The sequence below is a fragment of the Sphaerisporangium flaviroseum genome (assembly GCF_039537005.1).
Taxonomy (GTDB): Bacteria; Actinomycetota; Actinomycetes; order Streptosporangiales; family Streptosporangiaceae; genus Sphaerisporangium; species Sphaerisporangium flaviroseum.
This window is the reverse complement of record NZ_BAAAZR010000003.1, coordinates 152668-171535: the sequence shown is the minus strand read 5'-3', so window position 1 is coordinate 171535 and position 18868 is coordinate 152668. Positions and strand designations below refer to the sequence as shown.

16 protein-coding genes are annotated in these 18868 nt (G+C 71.3%); 4 read left to right on the top strand and 12 right to left on the bottom strand.

The window, feature by feature from the left end; all coding sequences use genetic code 11:
* Nucleotides 1-10: 10 nt before the first annotated feature.
* The 5 genes from ABD810_RS11740 to mraZ form a co-directional block, all read right to left on the bottom strand.
* Nucleotides 11-1528, bottom strand: a complete 1518-nt coding sequence (locus ABD810_RS11740) for a UDP-N-acetylmuramoyl-L-alanyl-D-glutamate--2,6-diaminopimelate ligase (protein ID WP_344937914.1) — start codon at nt 1526-1528, stop codon at nt 11-13.
* Between the two features lie 41 nt (nt 1529-1569).
* Entirely contained in the window at nt 1570-3339 is a 1770-nt protein-coding gene (locus ABD810_RS11735) for a peptidoglycan D,D-transpeptidase FtsI family protein (RefSeq protein ID WP_486387624.1), read from the bottom strand.
* Nucleotides 3340-3803: 464 nt separating this feature from the next.
* Nucleotides 3804-4376 carry a cell division protein FtsL gene (gene ftsL / locus ABD810_RS11730; protein WP_344937877.1) on the bottom strand — a complete coding sequence of 191 codons (573 nt, stop codon included), beginning with the start codon at nt 4374-4376 and terminating at the stop codon, nt 3804-3806.
* Nucleotides 4373-5344, bottom strand: coding sequence for a 16S rRNA (cytosine(1402)-N(4))-methyltransferase RsmH (gene rsmH, locus ABD810_RS11725; protein WP_344937875.1), 972 nt, complete (start codon nt 5342-5344; stop codon nt 4373-4375). Before rsmH ends, ftsL begins: the two co-directional genes overlap by 4 nt.
* A gap of 294 nt (nt 5345-5638) precedes the next feature.
* Nucleotides 5639-6070 (bottom strand): division/cell wall cluster transcriptional repressor MraZ, encoded by a 432-nt coding sequence (gene mraZ, locus ABD810_RS11720; RefSeq protein WP_344937873.1) that lies wholly within the window; start codon nt 6068-6070, stop codon nt 5639-5641.
* A 485-nt stretch (nt 6071-6555) separates the two neighbouring features.
* On the opposite strand from mraZ, the gene ABD810_RS11715 reads away from it, so the two are divergent.
* The 3 genes from ABD810_RS11715 to ABD810_RS11705 are packed head-to-tail and all read left to right on the top strand — an operon-like array spanning nt 6556 to nt 11350.
* Nucleotides 6556-7590, top strand: coding sequence for an AAA family ATPase (locus ABD810_RS11715; protein ID WP_425566886.1), 1035 nt, complete (start codon nt 6556-6558; stop codon nt 7588-7590).
* Nucleotides 7587-8870 carry a DUF58 domain-containing protein gene (locus tag ABD810_RS11710; RefSeq protein WP_344937870.1) on the top strand — a complete coding sequence of 428 codons (1284 nt, stop codon included), beginning with the start codon at nt 7587-7589 and terminating at the stop codon, nt 8868-8870. Before ABD810_RS11715 ends, ABD810_RS11710 begins: the two co-directional genes overlap by 4 nt.
* On the top strand, nt 8867-11350 hold the full coding sequence (locus ABD810_RS11705; RefSeq protein WP_344937868.1) for a transglutaminase TgpA family protein: 2484 nt from the start codon (nt 8867-8869) through the stop codon (nt 11348-11350). The genes ABD810_RS11710 and ABD810_RS11705 overlap by 4 nt, the downstream gene beginning before the upstream one ends.
* A gap of 348 nt (nt 11351-11698) precedes the next feature.
* On the opposite strand, the gene ABD810_RS11700 is transcribed toward ABD810_RS11705, so the two are convergent.
* The 7 genes from ABD810_RS11700 to ABD810_RS11670 all read right to left on the bottom strand — a co-directional run bounded on the left by ABD810_RS11700 (nt 11699) and on the right by ABD810_RS11670 (nt 18171).
* A complete protein-coding gene (locus ABD810_RS11700) occupies nt 11699-12088 on the bottom strand; it encodes a DUF3040 domain-containing protein (protein ID WP_344937866.1) in 390 nt (129 codons plus the stop codon).
* A 147-nt stretch (nt 12089-12235) separates the two neighbouring features.
* Nucleotides 12236-13492, bottom strand: a complete 1257-nt coding sequence (gene dinB, locus ABD810_RS11695) for a DNA polymerase IV (protein WP_344937864.1) — start codon at nt 13490-13492, stop codon at nt 12236-12238.
* Between the two features lie 62 nt (nt 13493-13554).
* Nucleotides 13555-14340: a methyltransferase domain-containing protein gene (locus ABD810_RS11690; protein ID WP_425566889.1), complete on the bottom strand. Its 786-nt coding sequence runs from the start codon at nt 14338-14340 to the stop codon at nt 13555-13557.
* A gap of 95 nt (nt 14341-14435) precedes the next feature.
* Nucleotides 14436-14846 carry a transcription antitermination factor NusB gene (gene nusB / locus ABD810_RS11685; RefSeq protein WP_344937860.1) on the bottom strand — a complete coding sequence of 137 codons (411 nt, stop codon included), beginning with the start codon at nt 14844-14846 and terminating at the stop codon, nt 14436-14438.
* Between the two features lies 1 nt (nt 14847).
* A complete protein-coding gene (gene efp, locus ABD810_RS11680) occupies nt 14848-15408 on the bottom strand; it encodes an elongation factor P (protein ID WP_344937858.1) in 561 nt (186 codons plus the stop codon).
* Between the two features lie 51 nt (nt 15409-15459).
* Complete coding sequence (locus tag ABD810_RS11675) at nt 15460-16500, bottom strand: M24 family metallopeptidase (protein ID WP_344937856.1); 1041 nt, start codon at nt 16498-16500, stop codon at nt 15460-15462.
* 72 nt (nt 16501-16572) lie between these two features.
* Nucleotides 16573-18171, bottom strand: a complete 1599-nt coding sequence (locus ABD810_RS11670; protein ID WP_344937854.1) for an MDR family MFS transporter — start codon at nt 18169-18171, stop codon at nt 16573-16575.
* Nucleotides 18172-18273: 102 nt separating this feature from the next.
* Here ABD810_RS11670 and ABD810_RS11665 point away from each other — a divergent pair, with 102 nt between their 5' ends.
* Complete coding sequence (locus ABD810_RS11665) at nt 18274-18837, top strand: TetR/AcrR family transcriptional regulator (protein ID WP_344937853.1); 564 nt, start codon at nt 18274-18276, stop codon at nt 18835-18837.
* The last annotated feature ends 31 nt before the right edge of the window (nt 18838-18868 follow it).

Here is an 18868-nt window from a genome sequence, read left to right as displayed (position 1 = left end):
ACGCCGTCCGTCACATGTGCTCACGTCTGCCGATCGCCTCGGCGACCACCTGCCTGTCGTCGAACGGCAGCACCTCGCGGTCGACGTACTGGCCCTGCTCATGGCCCTTGCCCGCGACGACGACCACGTCGCCGAACCGGGCCCGCCCGATGGCCAGGTCGATCGCCGCGGCCCGGTCGGGCTCCATGATCACATGTGCCCGCTCGTGCGCGGGCACGTCCAGGACGCCCTCCAGCATCTCGCCGAGTATTCGCAGGGGATCTTCCGAGCGCGGGTTGTCGCTGGTGAGGATCGCCACATCGGCGAGCCGGGCCGCGGCCTCGCCCATCATCGGGCGCTTGCCCCGGTCGCGGTCTCCGCCGCATCCGAGAACGATGATCAGGTTGCCGGACGTGACCTCGCGCAGGGCCCGCAGCACCGACTCCACCGCGCCGGGCTTGTGGGAGTAGTCGACGATCGCCTGGAAGCCCCGTGCGCCCGGCACGCGCTCCATACGGCCCGGAACGCCGATGACCGTCCCGACGCCGTGCACGGCCGCCTGAAGCGGCACACCGGCCTCCACGAGGGTCACCAGAGCGCCGAGGGTGTTGGCGACGTTGAACGGGCCCGGCAGGGCCACCGACACGTCGGCCTCGATGCCGCCCGGCCCGATCACCCGGAAGGTGCTGCCGTCGGCGCCGAGGCGCACGTCCTGCGCACGCCAGTCGGCCTCCGGGGCCCCCGAGGCGGAGAACGTGGTGACGGGGACCTTGGCGATGTGCACCAGCTCGCGGCCGTGGTCGTCGTCGATGTTGACCACGCCGGCCCGGCACAGCTCGGGGGTGAACAGCCGGGCCTTGGTCAGGAAGTAGTCGTCGAGGTCGCGGTGGAAGTCGAGGTGGTCCTGCGACAGGTTGGTGAACAGCGCCACGTCGTAGAAGGCGCTGTCGACCCGCCCGAGGGCCAGGGCGTGGCTCGACACCTCCATGGCGGCGGCGGTGACCCCGTCCTCCCGCATGAGCGCGAACAGGCCCTGCAGGTCGCTGGCCTCCGGGGTCGTCAGCGCGGGGGCGAAGACGGTCTCGCCGACGTGGATCTCCACCCCGCCGATGAGACCGGTGCGGTGCCCCGCCGCCCGGAGCCCGGCCTCAAGCAGGAACGTGGTGGTCGACTTGCCGCTGGTGCCCGTCACACCGAGGAGCAGCAGGCCCTCGGCCGGCCGGCCGTACACCCAGGCGGCGACCCTGCCCAGCACCGAGCGCGGGTCGGGCACCACCAGGACGGGCACGCCGGTCGCGACCGCGGCCTGCCGGCCCGCGGGATCCGTCAGGATCGCGACGGCGCCACGGGCGACGGCCTCGCCGGAGAACGAGGCGCCGTGGACGGTGTTGCCCGGGCGCGCGACGTACAGGTCGCCTCGCTGCACCTGGCGCGAGTCGATGGTGATGCCGGTGACGGCGGCGAGCGGCGCACGAGAGCCGCCGGACGGCGCGCCGAGCAGGGCCGCCAGGCCGGAGAGCGGGCGGACCGGGCAGGCCGTGGGACGCATTGAGGACGGGGGACGCACGGGCGAGAGCGTACCTTCCCCCGTCACCCGTCGGCGCTGATGCGCACCGGAGGAGCGGTCGTGCCGGTCGGTGGGATCTTGCGGCTCTTCAACGCGAACGTCATGACATCCTTGAACACGGGAGCGGCGATCTCCCCGCCGAAGTGACCGTTCTTGGGTGCCTGGATGACGGCCAGCACCACCAGACGAGGCGCATCGGCGGGAGTGAACCCCACAAACGTAGCGGTATATCCGCAATACCCTCGGCAGTTCTCGTCGTACCGCATGGCCGTGCCGGTTTTACCCGCTACGCGGTATCCCTTGATGGCGGCGAGCGAGCCGGTGCTGCCCTCCGAGCTCACCGCCGCCTCGAGCATGAGCGAGATGTCCTTGGCCGTGCGGGAGCCGATGACGCGCGTCTGCTTGGGCGGCTTGGCGGGGATCAGCCTGTGGTGCTGATCGACGGTGCCCGCCACGATCTGCGGGGTGATGCGCACCCCGCCGTTGGCGATGGTCTGGTAGACGCTGGCCATCTGCAGGGCCGTCACCGAGACGCCCTGCCCGAAGGCGATCGTGCACCGCTGGCTGCCCGACCAGGTCTCCCGCCTGGGAAGCAGCCCCGCCTCCTCACCGTAGAAGCCGCCGCCGGTCTTGGCCCCGAAGCCGAACCCCTTGAGCATGTCGTACAGCGGCTGGTCGCCGATCTTGTCGGCGACCATGATGGTGCCCACGTTGCTGGACTCGGCGATGATCCCGGTGAAGGTGAGCTGCTCCGGCGGGTGCGGATGGGCGTCGCTCAGGAGCCGGTCGGCGCACTGGTACTTGTCCTTGACCTCGAACACGGTCTCCGGCCTGACCGCTCCCGCCTCCAGGGCGGCGGCGGCCGTGATGACCTTGTTCGTGCTGCCCGGCTCGAACACCTCCGACACGGCGCGGTTGCCCAGGTCGGCGGCGGGGGTCCGCTGCCATTTGTTCAGGTCGACCTCGGGGGCGTTGGCCATGGCCACGACCTGGCCGGTCCGCACGTCCATCACGATCGCGCTGCCGCTCTGCGCGCCGGACTTCTGGACCTGCTCGGCGATCGCCTTCTGCGCGGCCCACTGGATGTCGCGGTCGATGGTCAGCCGGACGCCCTGCCCGGCCACCGGCTCCTGCCGGGTGCTGCGGGTCATGGGGATGCGCTGCCCGGTGCCGCCGATCTCGATCGTCTGCCGCCCGTCCTTGCCGCCGAGGAGCTTGTCGTAGGTCTGCTCCAGCCCGGTCAGGCCGGTGCCGGCGTCGCCGACGAAGCCGACCAGCCCACCTGCCAGATCGCCGCCGGGATACAGCCGCTGGTACTGCGGCGCGGCCGCGACACCGTCGATCTTCAGGGCGAGCACGCTCTTGGCCGTGCCCATGGGGACGTTCCTGGCGATCAGCTTGTAGTGCGTCTTGGGCGCCGACAGGCCGGCGACGATGTCTTCCTTGGGGATCCCGAGCAGCGTGGCCAGGGAGGCGGCGACCTGCTCGCGCTTGTCGGGCGGCACCTTGGTCGGGTCGGCGGAGATCTGGCGGGCCTCCACCGTGACCGCCAGCTCGTGACCGTTGACGTCGGTGATGGAGCCCCGGCGGGCGGGCAGCGCCTCCTCGCGCACCCGCAGGCTCGCGGCCTTGGCCTCGAACACCTTGGAGTCGAGCCCTTGGATCTGGACGAGCCGTCCGGCGAACAGCGACAGCACGACGGCCATGCCCATCAGGCCGATGTTGATGCGCCGCGACGGGTTGCCGAGGCGCAGCGGGGCGACGGGACGCGGCGTCCAGGAGCGGCGCGGCATCGGCCTGCGCGGGGGCCCGTCCATGTCGGCGGGGCGTCCCCCCGGGGGGACGCGTCGCGGCTCCGGCCCTCTGCCGATGACGCGGCGGGGCACCGGGACGGTCGCTCCCGCCCCGCTCCTGGCGGGCCGGGCGGATCCATCGGGACGTGGCGCCCGCCCGGCCCCGGCCGCTCCGCCGTTCCTGCCGGAGCCGTCAGGCCGTCCGCCAGAGCCCTGGGACCCGGCGGGACCGCCGTCAGGCCGTCCCGCGCGGCCGGTGGAGCCGTCGGGCCGTCCGGTCGAGCCGTCGGGCCGTCCCGTGGAGCCGTCGGGCCTTTCTGAGCGTCCTCCCGAGCCGTCGGGCCGTCCGGTGCGCCCGCCGGAGCCGGGGGCGCGCCGGGGGCCGCCGGGGCCGCCCCGGCCGGCCCCGGATCCACCGCCGGGCCCGTTGCGACCGGGCCTGGGGGGACGGCCGCCGCCTTCTCTCACGGCCTCGCGACCTCCGCCTGCGACGCCTGAGCCTCGGTGCCGGCCTGGCCCGCGCGCTGACCCTCCGGGGGAATGACGAGGACCTCCGGCGCGGTGCGGTCCTGCTTCAGGCCCTGCTGCCTCGCCCGCTCGTCGAGCCTGTTGGGCTGGGACTGCAGGAGCACCTTGGTGCGGACGTCCTGGGCCTGCTGGTTCAGCTGCTGGGTGCTCTTGCGCAGGTCGTTCATCCTGAACGAGTCCTGCGCGAGCACCGTGTTGAGCAGCAGCAGGCTCACCAGCCCGCCGCACAGCAGGCCGACGACGAGCAGCACGAACGGGGCCCGCGGCGCGTTGCGCCCCGCGGGGGCCCGCCGGGGGCTCTCGGCGGTGGTGACCGGCGGACCGGCCGGGCGGGTGGTGGCGTCCCGCCGCACCGGGCGCGCCGGAGCGGCACGGCGCACGGTGCGCTCGGGCCTCGACGGCGCCGGGGCCCCACGGCCCGCACGCGTCGTGCGCACGGGCCTGGCGCCGACGGCGGTGGTCGTGTTGCCGCTGCCGGTGTCCTGCGTGATCTCCTCGTCAATGCTCATTCCGGCTCCCGGATCCTCTCTGCCGCCCGCAATCTGGCCGAGGCCGCGCGCGGATTGCGCGCGAGCTCGTCCTCGTCTGGGAGCTCGGCTCCCCTCGTCACCAGGCGGAACCGCGGCTGATGCGCCGGCAGCGGGACGGGCAGCCCCGGCGGGCTGGTGTCCCTGGTTCGCGCCGTGAGGACCTGCTTGGTGATGCGGTCCTCAAGTGAGTGGTAGGAGAGCACGACCACGCGCCCTCCCACTTTCAGAGCGTCGAGGGCCGCGGGGAGCGCTCGTTCGAGAGCGGTCAACTCCCCATTCACCTCGATTCGCAGTGCTTGGAACGTTCTTTTCGCCGGGTTGCCCCCGGTACGACGGGTCGCCGCCGGGATCGCCTCACGGACGATCTCGGCGAGGCGTTTGGTCGACGTGATCGCATGCTCTGCCCGCTCCCTGGCGATGAAACGTGCCACGCGTGAGGCGAACCGCTCCTCTCCGTAGTCGCGCAGGATGCGGGTCAACTCCCCCTCGGAGTAGGTGTTGACCACCACATCGGCGGTGAGGTCCTGGCCCGGGTCCATCCGCATGTCGAGTGGAGCGTCGTAGGAGTAGGCGAAGCCGCGCTCGCCCTCGTCGAGCTGCGGGGAGGAGACGCCCAGGTCGAACAGGACGCCGTCGACCCGCGAAAGGCCCGCGCGCTCCAGCACCTCGGGCAGCTCGTCGGAGACCGCCCTCACCAGGGTGACGCGGCCGGCATACGGGACGAGGCGCAGTGTGGACCGCTCGATGGCGGTCGGATCCCGGTCGATGCCGACCAGGTGAAGCTCTGGATGCGCGGCGAGCAGCGCCTCGGCGTGGCCGCCCAGGCCCAGATTGGCGTCGACGAGCACAGGGCTCGGACCGGCGAGCGCGGGAGCGAGGAGCTCCAGGACACGGCGGAGCATCACCGGCACGTGCCCGCCCGGCTCGGCATGATTTTCGACATGCATGGTCTAACCCCCTTGCCGCCATGGTCGTGTCTGTTGGATCCCCGTGACACCTACCTGCTCGCGGATATGCGGCTTCTCGTATCGCCTTCTCGCCGGCGGGCTCTCGCCCCACCCCTGTGAACGGCTCGTCCGGCCAGGTCCCCATCCGCGTCCCCTGGTCGCGCCCCGCCACCTGACACCGGGGAAGGTGCATCAGCTGGGCGGTGGCGCGGTGGTGACGGGAAACCGTCCCGGCACCGTGGGAGCGGGTGGAGACCTCGCCGAACGACGTCTTCACCGACGAGTCGACCGTGGTCAAAGGACTCCTGGCAGCACCTCCTCCGACAGCTCGGAGAACGCCTGCTCTTGGTCGGCCAGGTAGGTCTCCCAGGCCGTCGCGTCCCAGATCTCCAGCCGGGTGTTGGCCCCGATGACCACACAGTCTCGGCGGAGGCCCGCGTATTCACGCAGGCTCTGGGGAATGGTGATCCGCCCCTGCTTGTCGGGCGTCTCGTCGGAAGCACTGGCGAAGAAGACACGACTGTAATCGCGGACGGCCTTGGCTGTCACCGGCGCGGTGCGCAGCGCGTCGGTAATGCGCTGGAACTCCTCCACGGGAAACACGTAGAGGCACCGCTCCTGGCCCTTGGTGATCACAAGACCCTCCGCCAGCTCCTCACGGTACTTCGCCGGCAGGAACAGTCGTCCTTTCTCGTCCAGACGCGGTTGATGGGTGCCGAGGAACACCGGCCCCACCTCCCGTGCCATGTGAAACGGCTGGCGCTTGGACCCCAGCCCCTCCACTGCGCACCACCATACTCCACTTCTCCCCACCGTCAACTGATTCAAACAGTATTCGGTCGCAGTTTCGTTCGCGTTTACGCAGGTCAGCAGGGGTGGAGCAGAGTGGAGGGCCCAGGGGCCCCGACCCGCGCGCACGGGCGTGTCGGCCTCCCCCCTTGACACCGGACATGGGCTGTCTACGGGGCTCTCGCAAAGAAGGGAGGAGACCGCGGTCCCGAGTGGAGGAAAATGGAGGGCCGAACGGCCTCCCACGTCGGTATATGTCACGGGATTCGCACATCGGCGGGACAGGAACACGACCCGGGAGAAGAACACTGAGCCTGTTCACCCGAAATGTGATGGAAAGTCGCTCGGGAACCCGCAGCATCGTAGTGTCGGTAAGCACAATGAAGAAGGAATCGCAAAGCCCCCCGCAATACGATCCCGGCGTGGGGCTGCCGCACCCTCATGGAGGCCCGGTGGGAATAACCCACGATGTCGGACAGGAGCTGGATGGTCTGGTCGCCACGGCGCACCGGATCCGTGAGGCGATCGAGTCGGTGATCGAGGGAAAGGGCGACGTCGTCCGCCTCACCCTCACCGTACTGCTGGCGGAGGGGCACCTCCTCATCGAAGACGTGCCCGGAGTCGGCAAGACGATGCTCGCGAAAGCGCTCGCGCGGTCGATCGACTGCCCCGTGCGCCGCGTGCAGTTCACCCCCGATCTGCTTCCCAGCGACATCACGGGCGTCAGCGCCTTCAACCAGCAGTCGCGTGAGTTCGAGTTCAAGCCCGGCCCTGTCTTCGCCAACATCGTGGTGGGCGACGAGATCAACCGCGCCTCCCCCAAGACCCAGTCCGCGCTGCTGGAGTGCATGGAGGAGCACCAGGTCACCGTCGACGGCACGACCTACCACCTCGAGACGCCGTTCATGGTCATCGCGACCCAGAACCCCATCGAGATGGAGGGCACCTATCCCCTCCCCGAGGCCCAGCGCGACCGCTTCACCGCGAGGATCGCGATGGGCTATCCCGAGGCCGCCGCCGAGCTCGAGATGCTGGACGTCCACGGCGCGTCCTCACCGCTCGACAAGCTGGAGCCCGTGGCCACGACCGCCGAGGTGCGGGCCCTGATCGACGCCGTCCGGGCTGTCTACGTCTCCCAGTCCGTAAAGAAGTACGCCATAGACATGGTCACCTCCACCCGCCGATCCCCCGACCTGCGTCTGGGCGCCTCACCCCGCGCCACGCTGCACCTGGTACGGGCCGCCCGCGCCCACGCCGCGCTGTCGGGACGCGACTACGTCATCCCCGACGACCTGCAGGAACTGGCCGTCCCCGTGCTGGCCCACCGCCTGCTCCCGAGCCTGGAGGCCCAGGGCCAGCGCCGCCGGCCCGAGCACGTCATGGCCGAGCTCGTCCGCCGCGTCCCCGTCCCGGAAAGCCGGGAGAAGGGGTTCGACGGGGCGGGATCGCAGCGGTGATAGCGGGGCTGAGAGCGCTCACCTCGCGTGGGCGCTCGTTCCTCGCCTCGGGCTCCGCCGCCCTGCTGTGCGCGTTCGCCCTCGGAGAGCATGATCTGCTGCGGGTCAGCGTGCTGATCATCGTGCTGCCGCTGCTCGCCGCCATGGTGGTCGCGCGCACGCGCTACCGCCTGGCCTGCGCCAGGCGGCTGGACCCGAGCCGGGTGACGGTCGGCTCCGACAGCACGGTCACCGTGCGGCTGGAGAACGTCACCCGGCTGCCCACCGGCCTGCTGCTCATCGAGGACACGGTTCCCTACGCCGTCGGCACCCGCCCCCGGTTCGTCCTCGACCGGGTCGAGTCCCGAGGCATACGAGAGATCGACTACAAGGTCCGGTCCGACCTTCGCGGCAGGTTCCCCATCGGACCGCTGTCGGTCCGCATCACCGATCCGTTCGGCCTGGTGGAGCTGACCCGGGCGTTCACGGCCACCGACACGCTGATGGTGGTCCCCGAGGTCGTCCCCCTCCCGCCCGTCCGGCTCTCGGGCGAGTGGACCGGGGGCGGTGACAGCCGTACGGCCACCGTGGCGGCAGCCGGAGACGACGACATCGGGCCACGCGAGTACCGCCAGGGTGACGACCTGCGCCGGGTGCACTGGCGTTCCACCGCGCGGTACGGCGAGCTCATGGTCCGCCGCGAGGAGCAGCAGTGGCAGAGCCGGGGCGCCCTCCTCCTGGACACCCGCAGGCATGCCCACCGTGGCGAGGGCCCGCGCTCCTCGTTCGAGGTCGGGGTCTCGGCGGCCGCCTCCATCGGCGTGCACCTGGCGCGTGACGGCCTGGGCCTGCGGCTGGTCACCGACCAGGGTGCCCACCACCTCACCGAAGCGGGTGTGGCGAACTCCCTGCTCGACGCTCTGGCGGTCGTGCGGCCGAGCACCGCGCGGTCGCTGGAGTCCGGTGTCACCGCCCTGCGGCAGGGCGGCGGCGACGGGCTCATCGTCGCCGTGCTGGGCGACCTCGACGCCGAGGAGGCGCAGGCGCTGGCCCGGCTGCGGCACGGCGGGGTCACCGGCGTCGCCGTCATGCTGGACGTGCGGAGCTGGCAGCGGACCCCCTCCCACCATCAGGCCGTCGACGAGCAGTACGAGACGGCGCTCGCCGTCCTCGCCGGCTCCGGATGGCGGATCGTACGGCTGCCCGCGGGCACCTCGCTCGCGTCGGTCTGGCCGGAGGCCGCCCAGAACAGCAGGTACACCGGGCCGCAGAGCACGATCACGACAGGAGACGCCGCATGAGACTCCCGATCGCGGCGGGCCTCGCCACGGCCGCGGTGTCGATCTCCCTCTATCCCCTGTTCAGCGGGGGCACCTGGTTCTGGGCCGGGATGGGCGCGATCATCGTGGTCGCCGCGGCCTCGGCCCTCACCACGCGCCACACCGTGCCCCGCTGGCTCGGCCCCCCGTTCGAGCTCGTCATGCTGTGGCTCTACCTCACGGTGGTGTTCGCCGGTGAGGAGACCTGGGCCTGGATCGTGCCCACCAAGGACACGGTGGTGGCCCTGGCCGACCTGCTGCGTGAAGGGTTCGACGACATCCAGCGGTACGCCGCCCCCGTACCGTCCAGCCCGGGGATCTCCCTGCTGACGGCGGGCGGCATCGGGCTGATCGCCCTGCTCGTCGATCTGCTCGCCGTGCGGGCGCGCCGTGCCGCGCTGGCGGGGCTCCCGCTGCTGGCCCTGTTCACGGTGCCCGCGGCGGTGATCTCCGATCCCATCGCGTGGCCCGCGTTCATCTTGGCGGCGCTCGGATACGTCGGCCTGCTCACCGCCGACGGGCGCGAGCGCCTCAGCCACTGGGGCCGGGCGGTGCTCGTACGCCGCTCGCGCAACGCCGGCGCCCGGGTACAGACCGACACCGCCCCCCTCTCGCTGGCGGGCAAGCGGATCGGGTTCGCGGCGATCGCCCTGGCCATCGGGCTGCCCGCGCTGCTCCCGACCCTGCAGCCCAACCCGCTGTTCGGCTTCGGCGTGGGCTCCGGCACCGGCCAGGGCGGCAACACGATCACCATCCCGAACCCGATCGCGAGCCTGCGCGGTCAGCTCAACCAGCCCTTCAACGCCACGGTCCTGTCCTACACCAACAACGACAACGTCCCGCGCTACCTGCGGATGTACTCGCTGGACACCTTCGACGGCGAGCAGTGGACCATGTCGCAGCCAAAGGGGCGCCCGGAGAACCGCGTGTCCGAGGGCCCGCTGCCCCCGGCCCCGGGCCTCTACCCGAACGTCCCGCTGAAGAACGTCAGCACCCAGGTCCAGGTCAGCGACGACGTCGATCGGCTCAGCTTCCTGCCGCTGCCCTACCCGGCCGCACGGGTTCAGGCGGACGGCGACTGGCGCGCCGACGAGAGCACGCTCATGGTCTTCTCGACGCACGACACCGCCGGCGGGCAGCGGTACGAGGTCGTGAGCCAGGAGCCGCAGCCGACGCCGGAGCTCCTCGAACGGCTCGTCGAGGGTCCCGCGGCCGAGGTGGACGAGCGGTACCTGCAGCTGCCCCAGAACCTGCCTGATGCGATCCGGGTCAGGAGCACCCAGCTGGTCAAGGACACCGACACGCCCTACCGGAGGGCCGTCAAGCTCCAGGAGTGGTTCACCTCCGGCGGGGGGTTCATCTACAGCACCCGTACGCAGGGCAACGGCAACGAGGCGCTGGTCGACTTCCTGAACAACCGGACGGGGTACTGCGAGCAGTTCGCCGCGGCCATGGCGGTGATGGCCCGGGTCCTCGGCATCCCCGCCCGCGTGGGCATCGGCTACACCGGGGGGCTGTTCGCCGACGGCGCCTGGCAGGTCCGAACGCACGACCTGCACGCCTGGCCGGAGCTGTACTTCGAGGGGGCGGGATGGCTGCGGTTCGAGCCCACCCCGGCGGGCGGCCTCGGCCAGCAGTCGGCCCGCGTCCCGGACTACTCCCGCCCGCCGGTCTCGACGGACACTCCGGGTGACGGGGCGTCCGCGAGTCCCTCGGCCGGCCCCGACTCGACCGATCCGGCGGACGAACTGGCCTCCAGGAGGCGCGACCCTCGTGACCCCGACGCCGGTCTCGGCCAGGACCCGCTGCTCGTGGACGAGGGCCTGTCCGTACCTGCCAAGGTGGGCATCGGCCTCGGCGCGGTGCTCCTGGTCGGCCTGATCCCGGCCGCCTGGCGGGCGACCACCCGCTACCGGCGCCGGCGCGCCTGGGCGATCCCGGCCCCGGTTCCCGAGCCTGCCGCGGAGGTCGTACGGGCGGCGCCCGCGGGACCGGCGGCGGAGCGCCTCGGGCACGCCGTGCACTCCACCTGGCGAGAGCTGATCGACACCCTGCACGATCTCGGCCTCGGCCACGAGGAGAGCGAGACCCCTCGTGCCCTGGCGAGACGGCTGACCGAGCGGTTCGAGCTCGACGCCGCCACCGCGGCGTCGGTCGCCAAGATCGCCTCGGCCGAGGAGCGGTCGCGGTACGCGCGGACGCCCGGGCCCATCGGCTCGCTGGCCGACGACATACGGCGCGTGCGCCGGGCGCTGAGGGCGACGGTGTCGCGCGGGCGGCGGCTGCGGGCCACGCTCCTGCCGCCTTCGACGCTGCTCAGGATCAGACGGGCGGGCGAGAGGATCCTCGACGGGTTCGACCGGCTGGAGACGCTCCGGCTGTGGCCGCGCCGCGGCGGCCGTGGCGGCCCTGAGATTGAAGAGACGGCCGAGGAGCGCGTGCTCACCGGCTCCCCCCGCTGAGAGGGGCCTCCCGGGATCCGGAACCGGATTCCGGGAGGATGCCTGCCACGATGTCGCCTGGGCGTGCGGTCCTGACAGGAGAGGATGCCTGCCAGGCTGTCACGCCGACGTGCCGGCCCGGTCCTGACAGGGGAGAATGCCTGCCACGCTGTCACGCCGGCGTGCCGGCCCGGTTCCGCCATCGCCGGGGGCGCCCGGCCGTTCAGGGATCAGGGATGGCCGAGGGCACGGGTCGTGCGGGGGCGGGCGACCGGTGCCGACCTCGTCATGGACATGACGGAAATGATGAGCGGCGGTCCGGCCACGGGGGTCGGGGGACGCCCACGGCGGGGACCGCCGTGAGGTGGCTCAGCGCTCTTCGCCTCTGCGGCGCCAGCGCTCCTCCATGCGTTCCATGAAACTCGGCCGGTTGGCACGCCGCTTCTCCGGCTGCCCGGGTGCCGCCGGCCTGGCTTCACCACCGAACCCGTTCATGCGTTTCCAGCTGGACAGACCCCACAGACACGCGGCGAGCATGACCACGAAGCCGCCGACACCGAGTGGGATAATCGGTGCCACGACGCCGACCATCAACAGGACGACACCGAGGACAAAGCCGATGGAGGCTTTCACCAGGCGACGCTTGTAATGGTTGCGTGGATCACTGATCCGAACGGTATTGGCCCACTTCGGGTCCTCGGCGTAGAGGGCCTGCTCGATCTGGTCGAGCAAGCGCTGCTCGTGCTCAGAGAGCGGCACGGCGCCTCCCAAGGACAGCCCCTTGACGGGGAAGACGGCAACGGGCACCACAGGGTGTCCGGACCTCGCGGTCGGTTATCCCCAGAATACGAGGCTGTAGACGTAGGCGAAAGAAAACGTCCAACGTAGACCAAACCGGAGGTGACGTCATAGATCTATTCCATCAAACGGAGGCCGAACAAGCGAAGCCGGGCGGACCGCCTCCGGACCAAACCTCCGCATCGCCTTGTCCATAGCCTTTTCGGCCTCCCGCCAGCCCGTTTCGCGCTCGCCGAGGCCGAGTTGGTGGGTCGCCGTGCCCGCCGGCCGGAGGTTCTCGACCCTCACGCCGACCAGCCGGAGCCGTACGCGTTCGAGCCCGGCCGCTCCGTAGAGGTCGCAGGCAGTGGCATATATCTCTTTAGCAACATCTGTCGCCTCGCGGAGGGTGCGGGATCGGGTGATGGTGGTGAAGTCGGAACGGCGGAGCTTGACGCTGACGGTGCGGCCCACATGACCACCGCTCCGCAGCCGCGCGGCGACCCGCTCGGACAGCCTGAGCAGCTCGCGGCGGATGGCCTCGGGGTCGTCGACGTCGTGGGAGAAGGTCTCCTCGGCGCCGATGCTCTTGTCGGGGGCGTGCGGGGTGACACGGCGCTCGTCGCGGCCCCAGGCGAGGGCGGCCAGATGCGCGCCTACGGCCCCGAACTCGCGCTGGAGGGTCGATGGCGGAACATGGGCCAGATCGCCCACGGTCTTGATGCCGAGCCGCACCAGAGCCTCCTCTGTGCGCTCTCCGACGCCCCACAGGGCCGCGACGGGAAGCGGGTGGAGGAAATCCACCACCCCGTCGGCGGGGATGACCAGGAGGCCGTCAGGCTTGCAGTGGCGGGAGGCGAGCTTGGCCACGAATTTGCTGCTCGCCACGCCCACCGAGCAGGTGATGCCGTGGCGGTCGGCGACCTGGGCGCGGATCAGCGCGGCGATCGCGGCGGGCGACCCCAGCCTGCGCTGGGCCCCGCCCACGTCGAGGAAGGCCTCGTCGGAGGCGATCGGCTCGACCTCGGGGGTGATCGAGGCGAAGATCTCCATCACGCCCTTGGAGACCTCGGAGTACTTCCCGTGGCTGGGCGGGATGATCACGGCGTGCGGGCAGAGGCGCCGGGCGCGCGTCATCGGCATCGCCGAGTGCACGCCGAACCGGCGCGCCTCGTAGGTGGCGCTGAGCACCACCCCGCGAGCGCCCGTGGCCCCGATGATCACCGGGGTGCCCTTCAGCTCAGGACGCTCGAGCAGCTCGACGCTGGCGAAGAAGGCGTCCATGTCGACATGGAGGATCGGGCAGCCGGTGTCGTCGGCAAGCGGCGCCGGGCCCGGGACACGGCCCTGCCGTGACTCCGACCGCATAACCTGCTTGCGCGACACAGGACAATCCTAACCGAACATGCGTTCTACCAGTGGCTTCCGGTGACATCCATCGGCGGCGGTCACCGGTGACCGAGCACGTGGAGCTGGGTGGCGATGTCCCGGAGCACGGGATGAGCCGCGGCGGCCTGCTCCAGCGCGATCAGCGCCCGCGCCGCCCCCGGCTCCCCGTCGAGCAGGCGGCCCGGCACCAGGTCGGCGAAGACGCGCACGCCTCTCGCCTCTCCAGGCGTGAACCCGGCGGCCGACAGCAGCCCGGCGAGGGCCTCGCCGCTGAACCGGCGGGGCGTCGGATCCTGCTCGCCCCACCTGCCCGCGGGGTCGGCCAGCGCCTGCCGCGCCTCGTCGAAGTGCCCGGAGAGCGAGCGGTGGATCGCCGTGGCGACCGGGTTGGCCGCGAGCACGCTGACGACGCCGCCGGGCCTCAGCAGGCCCGCGACGGCGGCCAGCGCACGCTCGGGATCCTCGACGTATTCGAGGACGCTGTGGCAGAGCACCAGGTCGGCGCTGTCCGGCTCGAGCAGGTCGCGCAGGTCGGCGGCGTCGCCCTGGATGCCCTTGACGCTCATGCCCGCCTCGGCGGCCCGACGCTCCAGGGCCGCGAGCGAGTCGGGGCTGGGATCCACGACGGTGACCGCGTGGCCCAGCTCGGCGAGCGGCACGGCGAACCCGCCGGTGCCGCCTCCGGCGTCGACGATGTCGAGCCGCTCACGCCCGGTGGCCCCCACCCGCTCGGCCAGCGCGGCTCTGAGCGCGTCCCACACCACGGCCGTGCGCACGGCCGGAGAGGTGGCCGCCTGGCGTGTGGCGCCTTCGGTGCGCAACTTCAGCTCGCCTCCTTGAAGCATGTCGGTCGGGCCCAGCCTACGTCGTGCCGGCGGCATGCCCGCTGATTACCCGGACCCTTCCGGGTCCGGGCCACCCGGTCGGTCCACGAGCGGGGTCAGAGGGCGAGGGAGGGCTTGAGCTGCTTGAAGCGGGCCAGCAACCCGTTGACGAACTGCGGGGACTCGTCGGTCGACAGCTCAGAGGCGAGATGGACCCACTCGCTGATGACGACCGCCTCGGGGACGTCCGCCACCCACAGAAGCTCGTAGGTGCCGGCCCGTAACAGGTTGCGGTCGACGGCCGGCATGCGGTCGAGGGTCCAGCCCTCGGCGTAGGTCGAGATCAGCTCGTCGATCCGCGCCCGGTGCCGGTTCACCCCCTCGACCAGCGTCGAGGTGTACTCGTTGACCGGTGGCTCGGCCCGCTCGATCCGCTCCGCGAGCACGCTCGCCGGGGGCTCGCCCCGCAGCTCGGCCTCGAACAGGATGTCCAGTGCGCGCCTGCGCGCCTTTCCCCGAGCGGACACCTCAGGCCCGGCCGAGGTACTCGCCGGTGCGAGTGTCGACCTTCACCTTTTCGCCGGTCGTGATGAAGAGCGGCACCTTGACCTCGGCGCCGGTCTCCAGCGTGGCGGGCTTGGTGCCGCCGGTGGAGCGGTCGCCCTGCAGGCCCGGCTCGGTCTGGGCGATCGTCAGCTCGACGGCCGCCGGAAGCTCGATGTACAGGACGTTGCCCTCGTTCACCGCGACGGTGGCGAGGGTGTTCTCCAGCAGGTAGTTGGCCGCGTCGCCGACGGTGGGCCGCGAGACGTGCAGCATGTCGTAGGTCTCGGTGTCCATGAAGACGAAGTCGTCGCCGTCCATGTAGGAGTACTGCATCTCACGCTTGTCGACGTTGGCCACCTCGACCTTGACGCCGGCGTTGAAGGTCTTGTCGACGACCTTGCCGGACAGCACGTTCTTCAGCTTGGTGCGCACGAAGGCGCCGCCCTTACCCGGCTTGACGTGCTGGAAGTCCACCACCGTCCAGAGTTCACCGCCGTCGAGCTTGAGCACCAGGCCGTTCTTTAGGTCGTTGGTCGTCGCCACTCGTTCTCTCCTGCGTCGTCTTGGTCGCGCGTCGCCCGGCCGCCGTCCTGCCTACAGGATCAGCAGCTCCTTTGTCGTGCGGGTGAGGAGCTCCGGACCGTCGGCGCGCGTCACGAGAGTGTCCTCGATCCGGACGCCGCCCCTGCCTGGCAGGTAGACGCCGGGCTCGACGGTGATCGGAACCCGATCCTCAAGTCTACCGGCACCCGCAGGACGCAGGAACGGATCCTCGTGGATCTCCAGGCCGACACCGTGACCGAGGCCGTGCCCGAAGTGCTCGCCGTATCCGGCGTCCTTGATCACGTCGCGGGCCGCGGCGTCCACCTCCTCGGTGCAGGCTCCCGGCACAAGGGCGTGCCGCCCGGCCCGCTGCGCCTCGCGGACCAGGTCGTACAGCTCACGCTGCCAGCCGGAGACCTCTCCCATGGCGACGGTCCTGGTCATGTCCGCGTGGTAGCCCTCGTACAGCGCCCCGAAGTCCATGGTGACCAGATCTCCCCGTTCGACGGGCCGGTCGGACGGGGAGTGGTGGGGAACCGCGCCGTTCGGCCCGCTCGCCACGATGGAGTCGAAGGCCGGCTTGTCGGCGCCGAGCTCCACCATGCGCGACTCCAGCGCCTGGGCGATCCGCTTCTCGGTCATGCCCGGGACCATCGTGGCGACCACGTCGGCGAAGGCCCGGTCGGTCAGGTCGCAGGCGGTGCGCAGGGCGTCGATCTCGGACTCGTCCTTCACCACGCGCAGGAGCTCCACGATGCCGTCGAGGGCCGCGGGCTCGCCGCCGAGACGCCGGTAGAGGGCCACGGACATGTCATGCGCCTCGATGCCGGGACGCCGCGCCATCTTCACAAGGGCGCCGGCCGCGTCCCGCTGCTCCATGACCTCGATGCCGTCGCAGACCCGGCGCGCCGTCTCGATGTAGCGGGAGTCGGTCGCCAGCACCGCGGACGCGTCGTCCCGCACGAGCACGGCGGCGTTCGTGCTGACCAGGCCGGTCAGGTAGCGAACGTTGACGCCCCGGGTGACCAGCAGCGCGTCCACGTCGTTGGCGGCCAGCAGGGCGGCGAGCCGGGCACGCCGGGATTCATGCATGACGGACATGGTCCCGACTGTACGGCCTGCCCCTGCCGGTCGCGGCCCGGCTCCGGCGCGCATACGGCGCGGTCACGCGACCCGGCCGGTGCCGCCATCGCTGCCGGCGCCTTCGCCGGTGCGGGACGAGCGCAGCGGCAGCTCGCGCAGGAACAGCACCGCGACGAAACCGAGCACGGCCGCGGGCACCGACGCGAGGAACACCGACTGCATGGCCCGGGTGAAGGCCTCGATCACGATGTGCTGGATGGCCGGGGGCAACCGGCCGATGGCCTCGGGGGTGCCGAGGCTCAGCCCTTCGCCGCCGGGCACCGCGAGGTGGGCCGCCGCCAGCATTCCGGACATCTCGTCCCTGACCCGGTTGGCCAGGACGGCGCCCAGGGCGGCCACCCCGACCGCGCCGCCGAGGTTGCGGAAGAAGGAGATCCCGGAGGTGGTCACGGCCATGTCCCGGGGCTGGGCGGCGTTCTGCGCGGCCAGGATGAGCACCTGCATCGTGAGCCCCATGCCCGTGCCGACGATGGCGATGGCGGCGCCGATGACCCAGTGGCCGGAGTCGCTGTGCAGCAGGGAGAGCACTGCCATGCCGGTGGCGACCAGCAGCAGGCCCGCCGCCGGGAAGATCTTCCACCGGCCCGTACGGGTGACGATCCGCCCGCAGCCCACCGAGGAGACCAGGAGGCTGACGACCAGGGGGGTCGTCATGATGCCGGACATGGTCGGGCTCATGCCCTTGACGATCTGCAGGTACTGCGGCAGGTAGATCAGGATGCCGAACATCGAGACGCCCACCAGCAGTGACGCCGCGCCCGCCAGCACGAACGTACGGTCGCGGACGAGCCTGGGCGGCAGGATCGGGTCGGCGGCGCGCCGCTCGGCCATGATCGACAGGCCGAACAGGACCAGCACGACCCCGCCCAGCCCGTAGGTCCACGGGGAGTTCCACGCGAACTCGTGGCCGCCGAAGGACAGGAGCAGCATCAGCGCGGACGCTCCCCCGGTGAGGGTGAAGGCCCCCCACCAGTCGATCCGGGCGTCCCGCGGGTCGTGGTCGAAGCGGAGCACCCTCTGGATGACGGCGAACGCCACGATCGCCAGCGGGACGCAGACGTAGAAGCACCAGCGCCAGCCGAGCCACGAGGTGTCGACGAGGAAACCGCCCACCAGGGGTCCTCCGACGGTGGAGACGCCGAACACCGCGCCGATGTAGCCCGAATAGCGGCCCCGCTCCCTCGGTTCCACCACGTCGCCGAGGATGACCTGGGTGAGCGCCGACAGGCCGCCGGTCCCGAGGCCCTGCACGGCGCGGGCGGCGATGAGCATGCCCATGCTCTGCGAGAGCCCGGCGACCATGGACCCGGCGACGAACAGCCCGAGGGCGAGCTGGAACATGCGCTTGCGCCCGAACAGGTCGGACAGCTTGCCCCACAGCGGGGTGGAGGCCGTCATCGTCAGCAGCGTGGCGCTCGCGACCCAGGAGAGCTGCTCCTGGGCGCCGAACTCGCCGACGATCGTGGGCAGGGCGGTGGCGACCACGGACGTGGAGATCATGGACGTCAGCAGGGCGAGCAGCAGCCCTGACATGATCTTCATGATCTCGATGTGGGTGTAGGTCCGCCGCGCCCCCGGATCGCCGTGCGACTCCGCCTGGGCCTCCCCCTGCACTACCACCAAAGACCCCCCGACATCACCGCTTTACCAACTCTTTGTAGTAGGCGCTTGTTTACCTGTCAAACCACTACACTGCGTCACATAAGGAGAAATGGGGTATAAGTGACGGATTCGTCGCAGGTTCGGGACCGCGAGGCCACGAGGCGCCGGCTTCTCACGGCGGCCCGGCACCTGTTCGCCGAGCACGGGTACGACCACGTGACCGTGCGGATGATCGCCGCCACGGCCGGGGCCAATGTGGCGCTGATCAACCGCTACTTCGGGTCGAAGGCCCAGTTGTTCGCGGAGGTGCTGGTCAGCGAGTCGGCGATGGAGTCCGTCATCGAGGGCGATCCGGCGAAGCTGCCGCAGAGGCTGGCCGCGCACATGGCCCACCGGCTCAGCGCGGGGGCCTCGGACCCGATCGTTCGGGTGATCGACCGCGCGGGCAGCGGCCCGGAGATCAGGGCGGTGCTCCGCGACCGGGTGGAGTCGGCCCTCGCGGGACCGCTCGCCGCGCGCCTGAGCGGGCCGAGGGCCGAGGAACGCGCGCTGCTCGCGACGTCGGTGATCCTCGGCGGAGGGTCCCTCCGCCGCGTCCTCGGCGCCGAGTCGCTGCGCGACGCCGACCCCGCCTACCTGGAGGACCGGCTGACGGCCATCTTCACCGCCTGCCTCGCACCCTGACCGCACCTGCTCGTACGTCCCCGATCGGGCC